This is a genomic window from Sinanaerobacter chloroacetimidivorans (genome assembly GCF_018128545.1).
Lineage (GTDB): Bacteria > Bacillota > Clostridia > Peptostreptococcales > Anaerovoracaceae > Sinanaerobacter > Sinanaerobacter chloroacetimidivorans.
In genome coordinates this window covers 55,292-78,316 of the sequence record NZ_JAGSND010000004.1, presented here as the reverse complement: position 1 = coordinate 78,316, position 23,025 = coordinate 55,292, and the positions used below count along the sequence as shown (strand labels likewise).

The 23,025-nt window shown below is 43.1% G+C and carries 21 protein-coding genes; 13 read left to right on the top strand and 8 right to left on the bottom strand.

Annotated elements, in window-relative coordinates; genetic code table 11:
* Nucleotides 1-166 precede the first annotated feature (166 nt).
* The 6 genes from KCX82_RS07830 (at nt 167) to KCX82_RS07805 (ending at nt 7,303) form a co-directional block, all read left to right on the top strand.
* A complete protein-coding gene (locus KCX82_RS07830) occupies nt 167-1,099 on the top strand; it encodes a LysR family transcriptional regulator (RefSeq protein WP_227017902.1) in 933 nt (310 codons plus the stop codon).
* Between the two features lie 272 nt (nt 1,100-1,371).
* Nucleotides 1,372-2,247 carry a beta-keto acid cleavage family enzyme gene (locus KCX82_RS07825; protein WP_227017901.1) on the top strand — a complete coding sequence of 292 codons (876 nt, stop codon included), beginning with the start codon at nt 1,372-1,374 and terminating at the stop codon, nt 2,245-2,247.
* On the top strand, nt 2,244-3,470 hold the full coding sequence (locus KCX82_RS07820; RefSeq protein ID WP_227017900.1) for an L-lactate MFS transporter: 1,227 nt from the start codon (nt 2,244-2,246) through the stop codon (nt 3,468-3,470). Before KCX82_RS07825 ends, KCX82_RS07820 begins: the two co-directional genes overlap by 4 nt.
* Nucleotides 3,471-3,523: 53 nt before the next feature.
* Nucleotides 3,524-4,906, top strand: coding sequence for an MFS transporter (locus KCX82_RS07815; protein ID WP_227017899.1), 1,383 nt, complete (start codon nt 3,524-3,526; stop codon nt 4,904-4,906).
* Between the two features lie 129 nt (nt 4,907-5,035).
* The gene (locus KCX82_RS07810; RefSeq protein ID WP_227017898.1) at nt 5,036-6,370 is read left to right on the top strand and encodes a hypothetical protein; all 1,335 of its coding nucleotides are present in this window, start codon (nt 5,036-5,038) and stop codon (nt 6,368-6,370) included.
* Between the two features lie 18 nt (nt 6,371-6,388).
* Entirely contained in the window at nt 6,389-7,303 is a 915-nt protein-coding gene (locus KCX82_RS07805; RefSeq protein ID WP_227017897.1) for a LysR family transcriptional regulator, read from the top strand.
* Nucleotides 7,304-7,396: 93 nt separating this feature from the next.
* Here KCX82_RS07805 and KCX82_RS07800 read toward each other — a convergent pair whose 3' ends face one another.
* Genes KCX82_RS07800 through KCX82_RS07790 form a run of 3 tightly spaced genes read right to left on the bottom strand, consistent with a single transcriptional unit; the run spans nt 7,397 to nt 10,354 of the window.
* The gene (locus tag KCX82_RS07800) at nt 7,397-8,308 is read right to left on the bottom strand and encodes a phosphate acyltransferase (protein WP_227017896.1); all 912 of its coding nucleotides are present in this window, start codon (nt 8,306-8,308) and stop codon (nt 7,397-7,399) included.
* 14 nt (nt 8,309-8,322) lie between these two features.
* Entirely contained in the window at nt 8,323-9,447 is a 1,125-nt protein-coding gene (gene buk, locus KCX82_RS07795) for a butyrate kinase (protein WP_227017895.1), read from the bottom strand.
* Nucleotides 9,448-9,466: 19 nt separating this feature from the next.
* A complete protein-coding gene (locus KCX82_RS07790) occupies nt 9,467-10,354 on the bottom strand; it encodes an enoyl-CoA hydratase/isomerase family protein (protein ID WP_227017894.1) in 888 nt (295 codons plus the stop codon).
* Between the two features lie 303 nt (nt 10,355-10,657).
* Here KCX82_RS07790 and htpG point away from each other — a divergent pair, with 303 nt between their 5' ends.
* Nucleotides 10,658-12,508, top strand: a complete 1,851-nt coding sequence (gene htpG, locus KCX82_RS07785) for a molecular chaperone HtpG (RefSeq protein ID WP_227017893.1) — start codon at nt 10,658-10,660, stop codon at nt 12,506-12,508.
* Nucleotides 12,509-12,609: 101 nt separating this feature from the next.
* The gene (locus tag KCX82_RS07780; protein WP_227017892.1) at nt 12,610-13,761 is read left to right on the top strand and encodes a thiolase family protein; all 1,152 of its coding nucleotides are present in this window, start codon (nt 12,610-12,612) and stop codon (nt 13,759-13,761) included.
* 114 nt (nt 13,762-13,875) lie between these two features.
* Here the strand turns inward: KCX82_RS07780 and KCX82_RS07775 are convergent, their stop codons facing one another.
* The 5 genes from KCX82_RS07775 to KCX82_RS07755 form a co-directional block, all read right to left on the bottom strand.
* The gene (locus tag KCX82_RS07775; protein WP_227017891.1) at nt 13,876-14,637 is read right to left on the bottom strand and encodes an SDR family NAD(P)-dependent oxidoreductase; all 762 of its coding nucleotides are present in this window, start codon (nt 14,635-14,637) and stop codon (nt 13,876-13,878) included.
* A 103-nt stretch (nt 14,638-14,740) separates the two neighbouring features.
* Nucleotides 14,741-15,628, bottom strand: coding sequence for an enoyl-CoA hydratase/isomerase family protein (locus KCX82_RS07770; protein ID WP_227017890.1), 888 nt, complete (start codon nt 15,626-15,628; stop codon nt 14,741-14,743).
* Between the two features lie 240 nt (nt 15,629-15,868).
* On the bottom strand, nt 15,869-16,519 hold the full coding sequence (trhA, locus tag KCX82_RS07765; protein WP_227017889.1) for a PAQR family membrane homeostasis protein TrhA: 651 nt from the start codon (nt 16,517-16,519) through the stop codon (nt 15,869-15,871).
* 65 nt (nt 16,520-16,584) lie between these two features.
* Nucleotides 16,585-16,797, bottom strand: a complete 213-nt coding sequence (locus tag KCX82_RS07760; protein ID WP_227017888.1) for a cold-shock protein — start codon at nt 16,795-16,797, stop codon at nt 16,585-16,587.
* Nucleotides 16,798-17,116: 319 nt separating this feature from the next.
* The gene (locus KCX82_RS07755; protein WP_227017887.1) at nt 17,117-17,683 is read right to left on the bottom strand and encodes an N-acetylmuramoyl-L-alanine amidase family protein; all 567 of its coding nucleotides are present in this window, start codon (nt 17,681-17,683) and stop codon (nt 17,117-17,119) included.
* Nucleotides 17,684-17,829: 146 nt separating this feature from the next.
* Here KCX82_RS07755 and KCX82_RS07750 point away from each other — a divergent pair, with 146 nt between their 5' ends.
* The 5 genes from KCX82_RS07750 to KCX82_RS07730 all read left to right on the top strand — a co-directional run bounded on the left by KCX82_RS07750 (nt 17,830) and on the right by KCX82_RS07730 (nt 23,013).
* Complete coding sequence (locus KCX82_RS07750) at nt 17,830-18,708, top strand: AraC family transcriptional regulator (protein ID WP_227017886.1); 879 nt, start codon at nt 17,830-17,832, stop codon at nt 18,706-18,708.
* Between the two features lie 204 nt (nt 18,709-18,912).
* Nucleotides 18,913-19,950: a Gfo/Idh/MocA family oxidoreductase gene (locus tag KCX82_RS07745; RefSeq protein WP_227017885.1), complete on the top strand. Its 1,038-nt coding sequence runs from the start codon at nt 18,913-18,915 to the stop codon at nt 19,948-19,950.
* A gap of 39 nt (nt 19,951-19,989) precedes the next feature.
* Complete coding sequence (locus tag KCX82_RS07740; RefSeq protein WP_227017884.1) at nt 19,990-20,997, top strand: Gfo/Idh/MocA family oxidoreductase; 1,008 nt, start codon at nt 19,990-19,992, stop codon at nt 20,995-20,997.
* Nucleotides 20,998-21,233: 236 nt separating this feature from the next.
* A complete protein-coding gene (locus tag KCX82_RS07735; protein ID WP_227017883.1) occupies nt 21,234-22,322 on the top strand; it encodes an efflux RND transporter periplasmic adaptor subunit in 1,089 nt (362 codons plus the stop codon).
* Between the two features lie 10 nt (nt 22,323-22,332).
* The gene (locus tag KCX82_RS07730) at nt 22,333-23,013 is read left to right on the top strand and encodes an ABC transporter ATP-binding protein (protein WP_264373229.1); all 681 of its coding nucleotides are present in this window, start codon (nt 22,333-22,335) and stop codon (nt 23,011-23,013) included.
* The last annotated feature ends 12 nt before the right edge of the window (nt 23,014-23,025 follow it).

Below are 23,025 nucleotides of genomic sequence, written 5' to 3'. Positions count from 1 at the left end.
TTTCATTATATCTACTTAAAACAATGAAATCTAACGCAAAAAAGGCATTACAGGATGCCGTTTTAGCATAACAAAAAAGAGCACGTCCTTGAATTTGACGAATAATTGGAAAAATGTTAACATAAAATATTGGTTAGACTTCTCCATGAAAGAAAGAGGGATGTGTATGGATATTAAGAATTTAGAAGCCTTTTTAACGCTGGCGGGAAGTCTTAATTTTACGAAATCAGCGGAGCAGATGTTTTTATCCCAATCCGCCTTCAGCAGGCAGATCACACGGCTGGAAAAAGAACTTGGCTGTCAGTTGTTTCATAGAGACAGGCGGAATGTGAAGCTAACGGGTTTTGGGCAGGATTTCCTGGAGTATGCAGAAAAAATAGTCTCTGAATATAATCGCTGTGTATTTAAATTCAAGCAGGTAAAAGAAAGTGACATTTCCCGTCTAAGACTAGGTATTCAAAACGATTTGATCGATGAATTATTCCCGGACATTATTCAAGCATTCAGGGAAGAGCATCCGGATGTTGCGATTTACTATAGCGATAAGAGCATGTCTAATTTAATCAACGCATTATTGCAGGATGAAATAGATTGCGCTTACACTTTGTGTCATGACAGCGGAAACATACTGGACATATCCTCTTTCGCCGTGGCACACTGCCCGGTTTATGCCGCCCTATCTGAGAAACATCCCTATGCCAATAGAGAATCGTTGAAAATGGAAGACCTTGTACAAGATGAGTTTATCTTTATTCTTCCGGACACGTACAATTTAGGAGTCATTCATGTTAATTATTTATGCCGGGTAGCCGGCTTTACTCCTAAAATTGCTGCCGTTGTTACCAGTATTAACAGCCTGCTTATGCTGGTGAACAGCAATATCGGCGTTGCGGTGATTGCCGACACGGCAAAAATGATTGCCCCGCCCGGAGTAAAATTCATACGAATTGAAACGGAGGAAAGACCGCCCATTGTAGCGGAGAAGGCGATCTTATGGAAAACTGAGAATACCAATCCGGTAATTGAAAGGTTTCTATTATCTGCGAAAAAAATATTGGATCAAAAAATAAATCTTAGCAATGAATTTATAAATTTATAATCATTTTGGTATTTTGATATTTATAATTTTACAAAACACCTACAGGATATTGACTGTAGGTGTTTTTGCATTTTATCAGGTAAAGGAATGTGCTCTTTATGCAGAATACGGGTTACGTCATGATTATTTTGCGTTGGATTTCAAGATACATTATTGTTAATATAAAATATAAAAAGAAATTTCCTATTGTTATGTGATAAACAAAGATGTGAGATACGATATCGCAGAAACATTACGATTTCAACTATTATTATAAAAGGAGTGTATGAAATATGGCAAAAACTATCATTACAGCGGCTCTGACAGGGGCGGTTACACCTGCCGGTTATAATATCCCGGAGACTCCGGAGCAGATTGCCCAAGACGCATATGAAGCTTGGAAACTGGGTGCGGCAGTTGTTCATTTACATATGAGGGACGATCAAGGTATGGGAGTTATGGATAAAGAGAAGTTTCGAGAGACAATCCGTCTGATTCGTGAGCATAAGGACTGTGACGTTATCATCAACTGTACTTCTTCCGGAGATCATCGCGTATCCGGAGGAGATCCCGCCGGCAATGCAAAACGCATGGAGCACCATAAAGAGCTGGAAGGAATCGAAATGGGGTCTTACGATGCGGGGTCCTTTAATTGGATGCCGGGCGGAGTTTTTATGAACACCCCTCAGTTTCTTCAGGAGCTCGGAGATTTGTATATGGAGCGTGGAATCAAGCCTGAAATTGAAATATTCGACGCCGGCATGCTGGGCGTTGCAGAGTATTTTGTGAAAAAAGGACATCTCCCGGCCAAGAACCATTATCAGTTTTGTTTGGGCGTACTTGGGGCAATGCCTGCTACCGTTGAAAACCTCATGTATTTGAAGGATCACCTTCCTGAAGGATCAACCTGGTCAGCCTTTGGTGTCGGCGCCGGCCATCTTCCGATTATGTTTGCATCCCTCGCTTTAGGAGGACATCTCCGAGTTGGTTTGGAAGACAATGTGATTTTCGGCAAGGATGAAAACGGCAACAAGATTATGGCGACAAACCGGATGCTGGTGGAACGAGCTGTTGCTGCAGTAAAAGCATACGGAAATCAACCGGCAACTCCTGCTGAAGCCCGTGAAATATTAGGCATTCCAGCCTTTGATGGAGGAAGTATTAAATGAGTTTTGAACAAAAAAGATGGCAGCATATGATTGCTGCAATGGTGCTGGCGCTGTGCGCCGGTATCGGATATACCTGGAGTGTATTTCAAAAACCACTCATGGAACATTTCGAATGGGGAATCCAAACAATTTCGCTGACGTTCACCATTCAGGTACTGGTCTCAACCATGGCGCCGGTATTTCTCGGAAAATATCAGAAAACTCTGGGTGTCAAAAAATATTTAAGGATTGGAATTGCCATCTACGTAATCGGCCTTACGGCTACCATGTTCACGAGTTCCATCGGCTATTTGTATCTTATTTATGGAGTTGTTGTGGGAACCGGAATCAGTATGCTGTATCCTTGTCTTATGGCGTACAGCGGCAGACTGTTTCCTGACAAAACAGGCATGGCGGCAGGACTGCTGGCCTGCGCCTATGGAGGCGGATCTATTATCTGGGCTCCTCTGGCCGCAAACTTTATCGGCAAGCAAGGCGTCCTTCCGGTGTTTGGGCTGTTTGCCGCAATTTTTGTCATCGTTATGATTCCGTTCTCTTTTCTGATCAAAGATGTCCCGGAAGATTTCAGGCCGGAGCCGAAGAAAAAGGTGAAGGAAGGAAAGACTATAACAGCCTCGAAGGATTACACCTGGAGAGAAATGCTGAAAACTTCCCGGTATTACGTGATTGTTATCGCCTTGACCTTAGGAGCTACCGCCGGCTTGATGATCATGGGCCATGCATCAACAATTCTGCAGGAGGTTCAGAATTTTACTCCGGAAAGAGCAGCTTTTCTGATCGGAATCATATCCATTTTTAACGCTTTCGGACGGCTGACCTTTGGATTCGTTTCAGACCGCCTAGGAAGATATACCGTCATGATGCTTTTGTTTGCTATGATCGTAGCATCCATGATCCTGCTTACAATTTCCGGCGGAATCGTATTCGTAGTGGCTCTCTTCGCCATCAGTGCCTGCTACGGGGGCTTCACTTCGATGTTCTCTCCCATTTGTGCGGATAATTTCGGCATTAAAAACTTGGCAGTCAACTACAGCTTCCTCTATGTGGCCTACGGATTCGCCGGTGTCATCGGACCCCAGCTGGCGGCCAGAACCAAAGCGCTGGGCAACGGCTATAATATAGCATTTATGACGGTTGCCGTGCTGAGCCTTGTTGGATTCGGACTCACGCTGTACCTCAAAATAAGCTCGGATAGAGGAAAAGAAATCAGAACAGTACGGTAAAGGGGTATGATTGACGAAAAGATGTGAAAGCAAATCCGGCCTTGATACGTTTCATGCAAATTAAGCATTGTACAATCCCTCCCAAAATTGGTATTTTATTGGTAATCAATATATTCATCGTTTCGCGAAACACCATTAAAAAAGATATGGAGTTTAAGATGAAATCAACTAAAGTAAAGTACAATTTCGGCAACCAAGGCACATTCATGATTGTTTATTCGGCCGTACTTGTTTACTTCATGACCGGCTTAACAGTGGATGGTTTGAACATTATCGTTCCCGGTTTTGCGGCGTTAAAAGGCTGGGACGCGAATCAGTTGCTTTCTATTGCAACCCCGGCATCTGTTGCCGCTCTGATTTTGACCTCCTTTTGGAGTATTGTAATCCGGAAGTGGGGATTGAAGCTTTCAACAACGATTGCACTGTTTGCCGCCGCTGTTTCAATCATTCTTTTTGCACAAAGTGTAAACATCCTGATGTACGGTATTACGGAAACATTAATGATTACTTTCATTAACTGTTTTTCTGTCATCGGCGGCTATGCGATGATTGCAAACTGGTTCCCAAAGAAAAAGGGGATCGTACTTGGTTTTACAACCATGGGTATGAACGTTGCTTCTGCAACGATTCCTGCACTCCTGACAGCTTTCAGTAAAATCTTTGATCCAAACGGCAATATCACTCACGCTTTATACATATTCGCCAGTATACTATTCCTCGTGGGGATCTTCAATCAGCTGTTAATCAAGGCGAGCCCGGAAGATGCGGGGTGTTTTCCGGATAATGAGCGTGAAGAGCTCGGTCATGTTGATTTGCCGGAAGGTACACCTGGCAGTAAAGAGAGAATGAATTATCTGCAGGCTCTGTTAAATCCCCGTATCTGGCTCCTGGGACTGGCTTACGGACTTACCGGAATGGGCACTGTGGGAATCATGTCCCAAATGATTCCGTATCTTTCCAGTAACCGTGGATTTACAATTCAAGCGGCACTCATGACCATGTCCGTCGCGGCACTCATAGGTGTACTGGGTTCTTATCTATGGGGAATCGTCGATCAGAAGTGGGGAACAAAATTTGCAACCCAGATATACGGTATCTGGTATGCTGCTGCCATTGCCATGCTCATCGCTCCCGGCGGTCAAATGACCCTTTACCTGGGAATTGTAATGATTGGCCTTGGCATCGGCGGTAATGCGAACTTCGCTCCATCGATGACAACACTGTGTTATGGACGCAGCGACTTCGCAACTGCTTTTAGCCTTGTTAACATGATCCATGGAGTAATCCGATCGGCAGCCTTCCTCGTATTGGGACTGGTTCGCGGCGCAACCGGAAGTACTGAGACAGCGTATCTGATTTTCATAGTCATGTCTGTTCTAGGTACAGTGGTTATTTCCTTTGTGAATGTCAAGCATGTTAAGAATGTTGAAGCGTAATACAATATAGTATATTGGTAAGAATAAAACAAACAGAGAGCCTTCTTTATGTTCATCATAGAAGAAGGTTCTTTTTAGATGCTAAAATTTTTGATAAAATAATAAATACGATGAATACGGAGGTTGAGCATGGATTATCGTGAACGAACTGAAGCCAAGGTGGGTGTGGCATTTCAAATAGCCGATCAGTATCTTTCGGATAAGATACCATTGGAGGAGGCCAAAAATCAGCTCGCTGGAGAAATGGCCAACATTAGGCCCGCCCAGTTTGAGTCTATCAAGATGAAGCTTGGTGAAAAGCTCAGGGTAGCCGACAGTCAGGTGATAACCGAAAAATTATTGAACCTTTTTCAGAATTATTTACCTTTTCCTTATTCCAGATTGGAACTCGGCCACCCGATAAGAAATTATTACGAAGAAAACCGTATCGTGAGATCTTTTTTGGTGAGAGTCGATGAAATGGAGGGCGAGGAAGCAACCGTAGATACCTGGAAAGAAATCTATGAACGATTGAGTCAATTTCAAATTCATATTAAAAGGCAGGAAAAAAACTTCTATCCCCTCCTGCTTCCTGCCGGCATGCGTCTTCAGATAGAAAAAGTCAAGGAATTAGGCGATGCTATTATTCATGAGATCTCGAATAATCAGGAGATTCTGAAATCCGGAGATCTTTTCCGCTTTATCTTCCATCAAAGAAGCCTGACCCAGATTTTCATGAATTATCTTGATTTGGAAGAAAGGGTGATTTTGCCCAAAGCGCTTAGGAGCCTGACCGAAGAGACTTTTACGGAGCTGAAAAGATCCGATGATATGGATGGATATGTTTATATCGACAAACCTGCAGACTTCATACCAAAAGATACTCTCAAAATCGGGGTGGATCATGGAATGCTCCTTCCGGCTGTATTAGCAAGCAGGGAGATGGGTCTTGTTTATTATACACTCACAGGGGAGATCGTTTCAGTTCTGGGGGAACAGATCACCAAAGAGGACCTGCCTATTACAGAAGGGACCAGGCAAGCGATATTAAATGATAGTGAAAAAAAATTAAAATATTGGTATAATAAAGGTAATAAAAGATTTCTGATCACTTACAGTTTGGTTATGGATCATCAGAAGAATCATCTGGGAATCTTGAAGACAAAGGAAGATATCAGTGAAATTCTAGCATTGTCCCGAGAACGCTTGGAAGGGAACCAGTCTGATCAGACAGTAAAAACAGATCAGGATATCATAAGAGCGGCTAAAATTATAGACACCAATCAAAAAATATCCGAGCTGTTTGCCAGGTATCCCAAATTTCAGATTGACTTCTATCATTTGGATGAAGAACTGATGGGTTTGAAAGGACTTATGGGAGCGGAAATCCTAAAGGAAGCTACAGTTGGCATGGTGGCCAAAAGCCTGCGAGTAGATCCCGCTGTTCTCGCAGCGAAAATCAACAAATTGCTGGATACCTACTAATGAGAAAGGATTCTGTGTATGGATATCGAAACTCTGCTTCATTTTCAGTATATTGCAAAGTATAAGAACATAACGAAGGCAGCCAAACATTTTTACATCAATCAATCTACTCTAAGCCGCCAATTAATAGCCCTTGAGCAAGAATTGGGGGTCCAGCTATTTATCCGGGATAACAAAAGACTGGAGTTGACGGAAGCCGGAGTTGTCTTTAGCAGGGGATGTGACTTGTTCATCAAGCATATGGAAGTCATTATTCGTGATACCAAATCCGCAGGAAAAGGGGAATCAGGCGTTCTAAGAGTCGTGACGCCCGGTAATTTCGGAAACATCCTGCATCAGTCACTTGACTCATTTAAAAAGAATTTCCCGGATACCCAGCTTTTAATCGAATTATATAATTTCAGTGAAATTACCAGTGCCATACTATATGATATCTATGATGTGGGATTTACTTATGATTTTGCTACTTCGGACAACGATGAAATCGAGCAGATCCCTGTGGCCGAGGATGATTTTTCCATTATCGTATCTTCAAAGATAGCCAAAGAGCCGTCAGAAGAGCATATCGCCGAGATTGTAAAATCATTGCCTTTAATTCTCCCTACTTATGTGGAGCCCCCTTTTATTAAATTAGTGATGTATGAGCTTCGAACCTTAGGCGGAATGAAAAATATAGATACGATATATTTAAATACCAGTGATTCTGTTATGCTGCAGATATCATTAGGCTTAGGTTATGGCATTGTTCCAACATCGTTAACCCACACCAAGATGAGTGACGATATGTTGACATTCTTCCCTATCAGCGGCTTTTCTACGAAATCTAAAATTATGATGCTTTATAAAAAATCAAATCCTTCGAAACTGGTCACCAGTTTTGTAGATATCGTAAAAAATATCAGTAAATTTGATACAGGCAGTTTTCCGTATTAGAGAAGGACAATGTAAAAAAGGCATCCTATCAGATAGAAAGAAATGCTACCGAAAAAAAGATGGCAGAGGAGTTCTCCCTCTGCCATAAAGCGATTATTTCGTTTCGCTTAATAAGCTGCACAATAAGATGGAGTATAATTTTTCATTCATACTTGCACTTCTGGAAGTTAATGCGATAGGAACATTGGCACCTACCAAACACCCGGCCAGGATATTGTCTTCATCTGCATTCCAAATCTTGCTCATAACATTACCTGTTACCATTTGCGGGACAAGCAGCATGTCCACATTACCGGCATAAGGAGATTGATATCCTTTTATGGCAGCCGCCTCCCTCCTCGTAGCCAAGTCGTAAGAGATGGGACCAACCACAGCACCATTCCCAAACTCACCATTTTCAGACATGTTTTGAAGTGCTTCCGCATCTGCAGTTTCCGGCATCTTTGGGTTTACAGTCTCAACAGCACATAGCGCCCCCACCACAGGTTTCTCGTAACCAAGCTTTCGCAGCATATCCATACAAATTTTAACGATCTTTACCTTATCCTCTAGAGTAGGATAGGGAATCACGGCACTGTCGCTCATCGCCAATAGCTTATGGTATCCCTTGATCTGCATTAGGCCGAAATGGGTGATGAAACCATTGTCATTTAATCCGGTTTTCTTATCCAAGACAGGTTTCAAAAGATCCTTTGTTTCCAGCTTCCCTTTTAAAATAAAATCTCCCCTGCCTTCATGTACCAACTGCACCGCGAGGGAAGACGGATTCGTGTCCGGTTCACAATGAACGATTTCATAAACCTCATTCTCAAAGCCGAATTTATTTATCAGCTCTAGGATGCTATCTTTGCTGCCTACCAGCACCGGAGTAACATAACCTTTCTTTTGTGCTTCGAAAGCTGCTTCTAAAGCATGCTCGTCTACAGCACCGGCTACAATGATTCTTTTTTTAGGTGCATTTGGATCAAGGCGTGCTTCTTTCAGAGCTTCATAATTCTTATACATCTTACCACCTTCCGTTACGCCAGGAAATTAGGATTATTGATGATTTCCTCAATAGAATGATATCCTTTTGGATATACATTGTAAGGATGAATCTCTTCCTCTCCCTTTAGAACCCGCAGCCCGCCGGCTGCTAAGGCTTCCATTTCCTTCTCACCGGGGATGACACTGACCGGCGCAATAAATTCAACCAGTTCTTTGATCCAACCTGTAATTCTTTTGGAATATGCAATACCGCCTGTCAGGACGATTTGATCTACCTTTCCTTTTCGAATCACAGAAAGCTCTCCAATGCTCTTAGCCACTCCGTAAGCCATGGCATGAAGAACCAATTCGGCTTTTTCATCCCCTTCATCGATGAGCTTTTCGATGTCTCTGACATCCTGAGTGCCGAAATAGGCAACCAGACCTGCCTGTCCGCACAGATACATTCTCATTTCCTGCAGCGTCATTTTGCTGTTGTAGCATAAATTAGCCAAGTATCTCGTTGGAATGCGGCCTGCTCTTTGGGGAGACATAGGACCTTCGTCATCATAGACCCAATCAGCAATACGTCCGTGATCGTGGAAACCGAGCGTGATACCTCCACCCAATTGAACAATGATTAAGTTTAAATCTTTATATTTCTTTCCTATCGATTCGGCATAGGTGATTCCAGCCATCTTCGTGTTTAATAAATGGGCGATGGGCATGTTGGTGATTTCCGGGATTCCCGTAATCTTCGCAATGGGATCTGCTGAGTCAACGCAGGTAGGATCGTAAATGATGACAGGAACATCCAGACCTTTCACCAATTCGTTGGCAATCAAACAGGAAAGAGTTGACGCGTGCTGGGCCTCCGGTGCATAAGTCACGGAAGCAAGCATCAATTCATTTACTTCAAAGGCGCCGTCATAGGGAACAGCTGGAATCGTTCCGGCTCGTGCCACGATAATGTCAAAATCTTTTGGGTCTAATTGGTTGTCTTTCAAGAAGGTCTTTACCTGATTCGCACGGAGTTCAAGCTGTTGAAGTGTTTTTGGCATTTGTTTCAGCTGCTCCGCCGTAACATCTAACGATACTTTATTAACCATCTTATCGTCTTCAAAATACGCGACTTTCGTGGAAGTGGAACCACAGTTTATTGTAAATATTTTTTTCATAAATCCCTCCGGATACTAATTATCTTACCTTTCCTGCAAAGGGTGGATCGACCTTTCCATTCATTCCCAGATACTCTATCATGGATCTCAAGTCAGAGTGCAATTCGTCAGCACAGAACATGCCGAACATTTCCGTACCAAACGCGCAGTCAAGGTCATCTACGATTCTCTGTTTCCAAGGACGGCGAATCACTTGTGTTGTAAGACGTCTTGCGATACGGTTCTGCGCCATCAGTATATCCGCAATCTCATAAGCACGATCCATTAATTTTTCTCTTGGTACAATTTCTGACACCATTCCAAACTGGAGCAGCTGCTCTGCTGTCATCTTGTCACCTGTCATCAGATACCAAACGGCCTGTCTTGTAGGCATTAATTCCATAAAGCAGCTCTGAATACCATCTCCAGGCACGTTGTTTATGCCCGGCAGCATATGAGGGTCAAGAACTGTAATATCATCAGCAGCAATACATAAGTCGCACATGCATGCCAGCTCGATATGACCGCCTGAGCCGCTTAACACGCCAAGCGTAGGAACTTCGGTATCCTGAATCATGGTGATAATCATGCGACGTCCGTCGACAAACATATGGCTGTATCTTGTTTCACCGGCGTTGTCCCCCTCCGGAGCCCAGCTGGCTGCTTCAAAGTCTGTTACCCAGATGTTCCCTGTTCCTGTGAAAATAATCATTTCTGTTTCACGGTCTGTGCCAAGCAGCCTCCACATTTTCCCGATGGCATCATGTAATTCCATGGACCAGATCAGCGGGCCGCCATTGCAGTGCATGCGTACGGTTACGACGCCATCCTCACGTCTGTCCATGATAAAATGCTCCTTGAACATCTCTTTAATCTCTTCGAAAGTGGGCCATTTTACGTAACTGGCGTTTGTTATTCTGTCAGCCATTTGTTTTCCTCCTAATAAAAAAATAAATAACCATTCCCTCGCTCATAACAGTTTCTTCCAACGTCTTTTTTACTTTTTATACGCCTATCATATCTGAATTTTTTCGCATCGTAAAATTCATATTATGCATAAAGAATGGCTGTATTCCTTGTTTCATTAGCGATGAATGCTTGTTATAATTAGGGTGTACTGAACAATTCGAAAAAAGCTGATTGATAAACTTTCACCGCCTTTTCCGAATTGGTTGAGCGCTAAGATTGTGTAGAAATACTGAAATCCATATAGAGAAAGGCGGATGGAATATTGAATAAGCAAAGTGGTTATCTTTCCATAGAAAGTAAGAATATTTTTTCTATCTTAAAAAAATGGTTGTATACAGAGCAGGATATCGTTTTTCGAGAATTGATTTCAAATGCATCAGATGCCATTGAAAAACTTGTTACATTACAGGAAAAAGGTGAAGCTGTAAAGGAATCTTCAGCAGCCAGGATCGTCGTTACTTTGGATACGGAAGCAAACTGTATCATCATATCGGATAACGGTATCGGCATGACGGAGGCGGAGGTAGATCAGTATATCAATCAAATCGCATTCTCCGGTGCCGCCGATTTTATCAATCAACATAGCCAGGAGCAAACAGATTCTATCATTGGTCATTTCGGTGTGGGTTTTTATTCAGCCTTTATGCTGGCAGATCATGTTGCAATAGAAACAAAGTCGTATCAAGAGAACGCCTCCGCTGTGCGATGGGACTGCAAATCGGATATGTCTTATGAGATGAAACCGGGTACCCGAACCCAACATGGAACAGACGTGATCCTTTATATGAACGACCCTAATCCTTATATGTCAAAACCTGAAACAGTTTACAATATTATTAAAAAATACTTCATGTTTTTACAAACAGAGGTTTATTTTGAGGCTCCCGAATTTGACAAAGTATTCGTAAACGATACCAACCCTATTTGGAAGCAGCCGGATTCTGCCATCGTTCCCGAGGAGATGAACAATTTTTATAAGGAATTTTACAATGATATCGCAGATCCGCTTTTTTGGATCAAATTTGAAAGTATTGATATCGGTATCAGCGGAATTATTTTCTTCAGGAATACCAAGAACGGAACCGAGGAATTAGACGGTTCTTTTAAGATTTATAACAGAGGGGTCTATGTAGGAGAAAATATCAAAGAATTAGTACCAAAATTTGTGAATCTTCAAAGCGGAATCATTGATTGCAAGAATCTTCCGCTGGTAGTATCACGTTCCACCATCCGGGAAGACGAACAAAAGGATGATATGGCAAGTCTGATATACGAGTGCCTCTCACAGGAAGTAACGATAGCCCTGAACAGCTTTTTTGAAAAAAACAGAAAACAGTATGAAACCTTCTGGCCGCACCTGAATGCGTTCGTTAAATATGGAATCATGCAGGATAAGATCTTCGCCTCTGTCATGACTCGAAAGGTTATTTTTGAAGATATCTATGGCAGATACAGGACAATTCAGGAATATATCGATGATGAGACGAATGCGGATAAGGGAATCGTTTACTATGCTTCTGAGGCGATAGAGCAGTCCCATTATATAGAGATATTCAAGAGATGCAAACTGAACGCTTTATTGTTTGATCATGTGATCGACCAGCCCTTCCTGCGCAGACAAGAAGTTGTTCATTCGAATATACAATTCGTTCGTATCGATTCCAACATTGAATCCCTGTTTCAGGGTTCCCTCAATGGGGATGATGCGGCAAAGGTTGAATTACTCACTCAGAAAATCCATCATGGGTTAGGGGAACGATTAGGCAAGATGGAACTGAAAATTACAAACCTGGCAGAAGACAGTATCACTACTTTGATCGTCAATGATGAAAAATCCCGCCGTATGGCAGATATGATGGAGATGTACGGATTAATCAAGGGAACAGACCATTCCATAAAGGAAATGCAATCCAAAAGAACGTTATTGGTTAATTTAAATAATGATATTGTTCGATTTATTTTAAAATCCGAGGATAAAAGCCAAGCAGACCTGATCATCAACCAGTTATTTGATCTTGCATTGATGAGTCAAGGAACATTGAATTTGAATGATGTGGAATCCTTTATCCTAAGAAGTGAAACCATGATCCATAAGTTAATCCGAAGCTGTTAATCGAGGTAAATGGAGTTCATAACTGGAGTGTTTCAGAAATCCATGCTTTTGCTTTGCAACACACAGTTAAAAGATATTTGTTTGCTTAAGGAGGTTATATTTTGAAAAAATGTTATATTGTGGCTTATGGCCGATCTGCCATTGCAAAAGCAGGAAAGGGTTCGTTAGCAGCAGTAAACCCTGTAGATTTTGGAGCGGAAGTTCTAAAGGGGGTTGTCAAGAAAGTCCCGCAATTAGACCCAAAAGAAATTGACGATGTAATCGTGGGGTGTGCCATACCGGAAGGAATGATGGGATTGAATCCTGCAAGAAATATCGTTATAAGGGCTGGCCTGCCGGATGAAGTTCCTGCCCAGACCGTTAACCGGTTCTGCTCTTCAGGACTTCAATCCATTGCAATTGGTGCTTCTATGATCATGAGCGGAATGCAGGAAGTAGTGGTCGCCGGAGGAGTAGAATCAATGACTTGTCCGGTTTTATCCGACAGCCCGGAATATCTGGACAAATGGCTGCTGGACCATACAGAAGCCTACATACCCATGGGGCTTACAGCCGAAAATGTGGCCGAACGCTATCATGTCAGCCGTGAACGCATGGAGCAGCTGGCAGTTGAAAGTAACGCCAAGGCTGCGCAGGCAGTTGAAAGCGGAGCATTTGATGAGGAGATTATTCCTGTTACGGGGATTGGCAAAAACGGAGAAAAAGCTGAATTCAAGCGGGATGAATGCTATCGCAAAGGAACAAATGCGGAAGCACTGGCTGCCCTAAAGCCTTGCTTTAAAGCGGATGGTCTGGTAACGGCTGCCACCTCGTCGCAAAGAAGTGACGGAGCGAGTTTTGTTGTATTGATGTCGGAAGCAAAGCTGAAAGAATTGGGAATTGAACCGATAGCAAGCTTTCTATCCTTTGCCGTATCCGGATTAGACCCCGCCTATATGGGGCTGGGACCTATTTACGCTGTAAAGAAAGTAATGGCGAATACCGGCTTGACAATTGATCAAATGGATGTAATAGAAATTAATGAGGCATTCGCGTCACAAGCTCTGGTTTCCATCGATGAATTAGGATTTGATATGAAGAAGGTAAATCCAAGAGGCGGTGCTCTCGCTCTGGGGCACCCTCTCGGTGCGACAGGAGCAATTCTCTCTTGTAAAGCAATGAACTATCTGAAATCAACCGGTGGTCGATATGGGCTGATCACAATGTGCATCGGCGGCGGAATGGGAGCTGCAGGGATTATTGAAATGTGCTGAATGATTCAGTAAGCCATAAACATAGTTAAAAACGTGTTGCAGAGAATACCGGGCTTATGTATTCCTGCAGCACGTTTTTAATTGTTCGTATGATTCTGAGTCAGTCCTGAACGCCTAGTATAAAGAGGTTCCATGATCCACATAAAGAATCTGTCCTGTTACAGCTTTGGATACATCGCTTGCAAAGAAAAGAATTGCTTCTGCCTGATCTTCCACCTGCGCCTCAGGTACGCCCAGGTCAAGATGCCGGGCAGTTGCTGCAGCGAATTCCATGTCAAAGCCCTTCATTGCCTCCGGAGTATTTAAAGCCGTTGGCGTAGGTCCTGGGGCAACTGCATTACAGCGGATTGCAGTTGTCGAAAACTGAATAGCAATATTTTTCGTCATAGCATTCACCGCCGCTTTCGCCGCACTGTATGAGATGCCTGCAACACCTTGGCTTCCAATGGAAGAAACGTTTATGATGGAACCTTGACCCGCTTTCTCCATATGCTCTAACGCATATTTGCTCATGTAGTAAACTGCATACTGGTCGATCTTGCAAACAGTATCGTACCACTCCTCAGTACAGCGGGTAATGGGCATATGTTTATCGGCTATTCCGGCATTGTTGACCAATACATCGATTCTGCCGTATTTTTTGATCGTTTCGTCTACAACCTTCCTGCAGTCCTCCATCTTTGATAAGTCTGCCTGAACCGCCATGATTTCACCGCCTCGGGCAGTGATTTCATCGACGATCTTTTTATTTTCATCTTCTCGTCTTGAGGCAATCACAACCTTAGCGCCCTCTTTGCAGAAAAGTTCCGCAGTTGCACTGCCAATACCTGAATTCCCTCCGGTCACGATTGCGATTTTATGCTCCAGTCTTCCCATAAAAATCACTCCTTTCACCCATATAAAAAAGATAAAATATGCGGAGAAACCGATCATCCCTCCGCATCTTTAAACTGCTTATGTATTCAAAGTGTCAGAAAAATTATCTGATCTTCCCTGCTAACGGTGGATTAATTTTTCCTTCCAATCCAAGGTACTCGATCATGGATAATAATTCAGAGTGTAATTCTTCTGCACAGAACATACCGAACATTTCTGTACCAAAAGCACAGTCAAGATCGTCTACGATTCTCTTTTTCCATGGACGGCGAACCACTTGGGTAGCAAGACGTCTTGCAATACGGTTCTGAGCCATTAAAATATCGGCGATCTCATAAGCACGATCCATTAATTTTTCTCGAGGAACGATCTCTGATACCATTCCAAACTGGAGCAGCTGCTCAGCTGTCATTTTGTCTCCTGTCATCAGATACCAAACGGCCTGTCTTGTTGGCATTAATTCCATAAAGCAGCTCTGAATACCATCTCCTGGTACGTTGTTTGTTCCTGGCAGCATATGCGGGTCAAGAACAGTAATGTCATCAGCAGCGATACAGAAGTCGCACATACAGGCAAGCTCGATGTGTCCGCCTGAACCGCTTAACACGCCAAGAGTAGGAACTTCCGTATCCTGGATCATGGTGATGATCATACGACGTCCATCTACAAACATATGGTTGTATCTTGTTTCGCCGGCGTTGTCTCCCTCTGGAGCCCAGCTTGCTGCTTCAAAGTCTGTTACCCAGATGTTTCCTGTTCCCGTGAAGATGATCATTTCTGTTTCACGGTCTGTTCCAAGCAGTCTCCACATTTTGCCGATGGCATCATGTAATTCCATGGACCAGATCAGCGGACCGCCTTTGCAGTGCATGCGTACGGTTACAACACCGTCCTCACGTCTGTCCATAATAAAATGCTCTTTGAACATCTCTTTGATTTCTTCGAAAGTGGGCCATTTTACATAGCTTGCGTTTGTTACTCTGTCTGCCATTTGTTTTCCTCCTAATTGAACTCAATAATGAGCGTCTAACGTTGCATTATTACATCTGGTTAACAAGTCAATCTTGATTTTCAGATGTATTTCTGCTTTTTATTTTTATAATATCTGATATTATAAGCATCGTAAAATTCGTTTTGTGCATTGATCCTCAGCACAAAAATATTTACTTCAACGTCGGAAGCTAACAGAGTAACGGTAAATTAGCCGGGATAAAAGGATTGTATTGAAATTTTATAAGATGATATAGAACAAAACAAAGAAGTAATGTAAGACACTTCCGCATAAAACCAGCAAATGCCATATAGAGTGCATGAAATGTGGTCTTGTTGCGTTGTAAAACAGGACCCCGATGGAATAGCTCAATCCCCCTCCCAAAAGAAGTCCGAATCCGGAAAGAGGTACAAGATTCAGCAATGGCCGAATGGCAATGATAACAGACCACCCCATAAGCAGATATAAAAGCAGGGATAAGTTATGCCATTTCTTGACACTAATTGCATTGGCGGTAATGCCTAATACAGTGAAAAATGCGTTGATGCCGAAAAGAGTCCACCCAATACTTCCTCCCAGCAAAGAAAGGCATATTGGAACATAACTTCCCAGAATCAAGATGAAAACAGAACAGTGATCAAAAACCTGGAAAACGCGCTTAACCGCGATATTGGTGAACGAGTGATACAAGGTTGACATCAAGTATAGGAATACCAGACTGAATCCGTAAAGGGAGGCGCTGACAAGACCTAAGGTATCGCTGTACAGCCATGCGCAAAAAATCAAAATCACCGTACCGGCAATTGCCAGGACGGCACCAATTCCATGGGAAACCGCATTTGCAATCTCTTCACCCAAGCTTTGGTCGTTAAAGTTTTCAACATTTGTCATGAAATAATCACCTCACAAATCGAAAAAGCGCCCCCTCAAATATGAGGAGGCGTAGATTCTTTCAGCTATACAATTCGGACGTTGACTGCCCGTGTTTTTCTACTGTCCCTGGAATCTTTTTCGGTATCAAATGTAACTCTTTGTCCTTCTACAAGAGATTTGTATCCTTCAGAAACAATCCCGGAGAAGTGGACGAATACATCATCACCACCATTATCATTGGAAATAAATCCAAATCCTTTATCCGCATTAAACCATTTTACAGTACCACTATTCATGAAGGTACCTCCTAATTCATTATTATATTCCTTAATAAACTAAAAATCACATATTTCTGTAATCCATCAAACTGTCAAATGAATTACAAAAATATGTGATTTCAATTGTTAAATCTAGAATACCGAATTAGCATATCATACTTATTTTGTTTTGTCAACAGGTAATTTAATACACAGGTAATTTAATCCGCTATTTTGCAAGAAATCAAACTGTTATTATCTATTATCCGAAATAAAAGAAATCTCAAAAACATTAACAATTGAGATTTCTTTTTATTTATCATGTACAAATGTAAGCCTGTCTTCTGAACCTGCTTTCTTAAAGCAACCCGTAATACATGAGAATTCCGTTATAAATACCTCGGGCAAAACTTTCCGGATCAGTGGACATTAAATTCGCGTCCGTCCAATTGGTGAGATATCCCATTTCTACCAATACTGCCGGCATAGAAGTCGCTCTCAATACATAAAGCCTTGGATTCGTTAATACACCGCGGTTTGGAAGCCCTGTCATATAATTTAATCCTTCTAAAATTCTGGTTGCCATATAATAGGCGGGGGTGTCCACACGATAAACATATGCCTCACTGCCGCTTGCCGTAGGTATCGTGCTTGCGTTGGCATGAATACTGATAAAAAAGTCGGCAGGCCAATTATTTGCACCCATGACTCTTGTCTGAAGACTTGTCGTTGTGCTGGTTCCCAGCTGCTCCGTCGGAGAATTTCTGGACAACCTGGCCTCAAAGTTGGGGTTGCTGTTAAGTAATGCCGCCAGCCTTACCCCTACCTCATAGGTGATATCCTGCTCTCTTAGTCCAAAAGCCTCCGCGCCGGCATTAGGGTTGACCGGATTATGTCCCTGGTCGATAAATATTCTGATAGCCATATTGATACTCCATTCTATATTCAAAAAATTCTTAGCGTTAACCGATAAGATCAGTTATTTCTTTCGATTATTATATGAATGATGGAAGAAAAAGGTTTCCGATATATGTTATACTAATAAAAACACTAGATGAGGGAGGAAACGCTATGCTCCAATGCTTTGTCAAAAAGAATCATATCGCCCCTTTCCCCGGAAGTACCGTCCCGAAGCTTTTGTATGTGAGCCGCATTGAATCGGAGGAAAGCATTTATCCCAGGGCCTTACACGCACACGACAGCTGTGCGGAAATCATACTGATCCGCAACGGTCAGGGACATTATTCCATAGACGGGAAGCGCTGCCGCATCCAAGGCGGTGACCTTGTACTTCTAAACAGTGGTGTGGTGCATGATGAAATTTCCGATATCAATACGAGAGTAGGGAGTTATTGCTGTGCCATTGGAGATCTTGCCTTAAACGGACTTCCTAGAAATGCGGTTATCGGCAGTGAGGAATCACCTATTGTGCCTTGCGGTGAACATTTTGATAACATTCTTGAACTCTTCCAGCTTATGTTCCGCCTCCTGCTTGCCGCCCAACCCGGTGCCGATGACAGCTGTCACTATCTGATGATGTCACTGCTGACTCAGGTTTTAAACCTGCTCGGCCAAGGATCCCAGCCTGCATCGCCAGAACCCGGAGAAGAAGGGCTGAGCGTGCTAGGCTCACGGATTAAAGAATTTATAGATTTGCATTACCATGAAGATATCAGCCTTCAATCCATATCTGAAGATCTGAATATCAGTCCCTACTATCTTTCTCATGTCTTTAAAGAAGCAAGCGGCTATTCGCCGGTAAAATATCTTTTGCGGCGCCGCATCGGAGAGGCACAGACGCTTCTGATCAATACGGATTATACGGTTACTCAGGTGGCCTCAATGGTGGGATATGATAATCCCAGTCACTTTAATCTTATCTTTACAAAACATGTGGGCATGACCCCTTTGAAATACCGAAAAAAATATACCATTAAATCAGGAATCTGATTTATCACTACCGCAGGGATAAAGCTTGCGGTACTTTTTTTTATCAAAAGCAAGAAATCGCAAGTTAATCTTTGATGTAAAAATTCAGAGTGCAAAAACCAACCGTATACCAGTCTTATAAATGTTTAACAAAAGCAAGAAATCCATAGAAATTCAACTGCTAAGTTTTTATACTTTATGAAAGAAAACAAGGAGGGTTTTTCTATGGAAAAAATTAAAATTGGTTCCGTCGGAATCGGCCGTTTGGGCTACGAACATGCCTGCAATATAGCGACAAAAGTACCTGGGGCCCAACTTGCCGCACTTTGTGCAACGAAGGAAGAAAAACTGAAAAGAGTTGCAGCTGAATTAGGCGTGCCTGATACGTACACGGATTTTGAAGAAATGTGCAGGAATCCGGACCTTGATGCGATCTGCATCGTATCTCCTTCTGCTTTGCACACAAAACACATTGCATTAGCCCTGCAGCATGGCAAACATGTATTTTGCGACAAACCTCTGGGCACTACAGTAGAGCAGTGTAAAGAGGCAGAGAAGGCCGTAGAGGCTCATCCGGATAAAATCTTCATGCTGGGCTTTATGCGCCGTTATGACATCTCCTACCGAAAGGCCAAGGAAAAAATAGATCGCGGAGATATCGGCCGAATCATTCTGGTTCGTTCCTACACCCAGGAGCCCATTGCTACCATTGAAAGTGCATTGGAATTTGCCCCGCACAGCGGCGGCCAATTTCTGGATATGTGTGTTCATGATATAGACACCTGCAGATGGTTCATTAACAGTGAGCCCCAAAATATGTGGGGTATTGGCGGCTGCTTCGAATTTGAACAGTATCGCCAGTGGAACGATGGGGATAATGTGTGCTGCATGCTGCAGTTTGAGGATGAAACCATGGCCTTTTTCTTTGCAGGGAGGGCGGCTGCTCATGGCTGCAATGTGGAAACGGAGATCATCGGTACACGAGGTACGCTTCGCATTGGGTCTGTCGGAACCGATAGCCTGCTTGAGGTGCTGAACGAACACGGAGTTTGCCGGGAATGTTATCCCGATTTCATGTCCCGTTGGCATGACGCTTATATTGCTGAAATGATTGAGTTTGTACAATGCATTCGAGAAAATCGAAAACCAGAGGTTTCAGTATACGATGGCACTGCCGTCTCGGAAATTGCCTATCGGTGCAAAGAATCCTTTGAAACGGGTAAGATGCTTGCTGCAAAATCAGAGCAAAATTCCCTGAGATAAAAGGATTACAAATAAACAGAGAATCAGGAGAAATAAACTATGATGGAATTAAGAATCGGAGTAATCGGTACGGGGGGAATCGGCCGCGATCATATTCGCCGCTTGACGGATGTCATCACCGGTGCGAAGGTTACCGCCGTTACCGATATCAACAAGGAGATTGCCGATAAAGCAGCAAAACAGTACCATGCGCTCTCCTTTCCTACAGGAGAAGATCTCATTGAATCACCTGAAGTAGACGCAGTTCTGATTGCTTCTTGGGATCCGACCCATGCAGGATATGTATTATCCTGTATCCAAGCAGGAAAATATGTCTTATGTGAAAAACCGCTTGCAACAACTGCACGTGATTGTTTAAAAATTATGGATGCGGAGATGTCCTATGGAAAACGCCTGGTTCAGGTAGGCTTCATGCGCCGTTACGACAAGGACTATCGGGCCATGAAAGAAGTGATTCAAAGCGGTAGAATCGGCGAACCGCTGCTTGTTCACGCTTGCCACAGAAACCGTACTCATATCACAAGCCATTCAAATGATATGACCGTCACCAATTCCGGAATCCATGAAATTGATATATTACGGTGGCTGCTGGAAGAAGAATATGCTTCGGCGCAGGTGCTGACCGGCAAGCAGAACAAAAATGCGGCGGAAGGTCTGCAGGATCCTCAGATTCTTCTTCTAAAAACGAAAAACGGAGTTCAAATAGGCATCGAAGTCAATATGACGTCCGGATACGGCTATGATATTCAATGCGAAATTGTTGGGGAAACCGGCACCGTCCGACTTCCGGATCCCTCCGCACTGTTGATTCGGAGCGAGGGAAAACATACTCACCAAATCTTTACCGAATGGTCCCAGCGCTTTGTAGACGCCTATGACAATGAGCTTCAGCAATGGGTCAACGATGTAAAGAAAGCAACACTGTCAGGACCAAGTGCATGGGATGGCTATGCTGCCTGCATTACGGCGGACGCTTTGATTCGTTCCCGAAATTCAGGAACATCAGTGCCTGTCACTTTACAAAGACGGCCTGAATTCTACGATTGATGAATTCCGGTACGTTTATCATCGATTATAGGGAAACCAGCCTGTCACAATTGGGATTAGAATGGAATGAAAACTTTCTTCTAGATCCTAATTGTGACAGTTTTTTTATCTTCCATTTTTTTATTTATAATTGTTCATATTCAGTTCATACTCGCAGAATAAGATGATCCGGTAACAGAAGTACTGCAGAAATCCGCAGGCAAATCGGACGATCCAATAAAGGAGGACTTTGAATAATGAAAAAACTAAATAAAAAAGGATTGATTATCCTTTCCGTTACTGCCGTTGTCATTATAGGCATTGGGCTGTTTTTATTACTGCGGCCTGATGGTGGAAGCTATCAGGAAGAAACGGCGAAAACGCAGGATATTGTCACCTACTACAGCTATGAGGGAAATATTGAGGCGAAGGAGGCTCAGAATGTTTATGCCAATAGTGTTACTTCTATTAAAAAGCTGTACGTGGAAGAAGGAGACCATGTTTCAAAAGGGGATTTACTATATGAAATCGATGATAATAATATCGCATCAAAATTAACACAAGCGCAAGCCTCGGCACAGTCAGCGGAAATATCCTATCAGGATTCAAAGAAGAGCCTGTCTCGAACGAAAGAGCTCTATGATCAGGGGGCTGTCTCGTTGCAGGAGTATGAGAAGGCTGTCAGCAACTTCGAAATTTGTCAGTCTCAATGGATACAGGCAAAAGCAAATTATGATTCCGTATTGCAGGAAGAGCACGATACCCGGATATTGGCGGAAATAGACGGAGTCGTATCTGAAATCTATGCAGAAGAGAATGACACGGTCATCTCCGGTACCAAAATTATGGATGTGGTTAATTATGATCAGCTGCAGGTAAAAATTAAGGTGGATGAATTTGATCTGGATTCTGTTTCGGAAGGCAGGGATGCGGTAGTTATGGTTACCGCGCTGAACAAGGAAGTACGCGGTGCTGTTGCAAAGGTTTCCAATCAGGCCGAAGTAAACAACGGTGTTTCCTATTTCAATGCGGAAATCGATTTAGAACAAAGCACCGATTTAAAAGTCGGACTTTCAGTTGAAGTGCGTATTATAAGTCAGAAAGCCGACAGTGTGGTGGCAGTTCCATTGAAAGCAATATCCTTTGACAGTGAAAACCAGCCTTATATCCTGTCCAGAGATGCAGATCAAAAAGTAACGGCGAAAAAGGTAACGGTCGGTATCAACGATGGCACCGTCGCAGAAATAAAGGAGGGGGTATCTCCCGGCGAAACGGTGCTGATTCAGAATAAAAGCGATGAGTCCGATTCCGGAATCACCGTACCGCCCAGAATGAGAGCAAACTAGGAGGCCTGCCATGAGTAAAGAAATTCTGTCTATGAAAAATATCGTCAAGAAATATCAAATGGGGGAAGAAGAGCAGACCATCCTGAAAGGAATTGAGCTATCAGTAAAGGAAGGAGAATTTGTTTCCATCCTTGGGCCATCCGGCTCTGGAAAATCTACGCTGATGAACATCATCGGCTGTTTGGACAGCCCGACCAGCGGAGAATATGTCCTGTCCGGCCGTGTGATTGCCAAGCTTTCAGAAAAGGAGCTTGCCAAGATCAGAAGCAAAGAAATCGGCTTCATCTTTCAGTCGTTTCAGCTGCTGCCCCGGATGAATGCCGCTGAAAATGTGGAGCTTCCTCTGGTGTATGCCGGCATTCCTCCTAAAGAACGTATTAAAACAGCAAAGAACCTATTGTATCGGGTCGGCCTGGAAAATCGTATCAGCTATTATCCAAACCAGCTTTCCGGAGGCCAGCAGCAGCGTGTTGCTATTGCAAGAGCATTGTCAACCAATCCAACCATTCTGCTTGCCGACGAACCAACGGGTGCTCTTGACCAGAAGACAGGCCGGCAGGTCATGGATTTATTTAACGAATTGCACAGGGAAGGCCGAACCATTATTATGATTACCCATGATGAATCCATCGCTGAAAATGCCAGCAGAGTGGTCCGGATTTTGGACGGAAACTTAATGGAAACGGAATAAAAGAGGTATAGA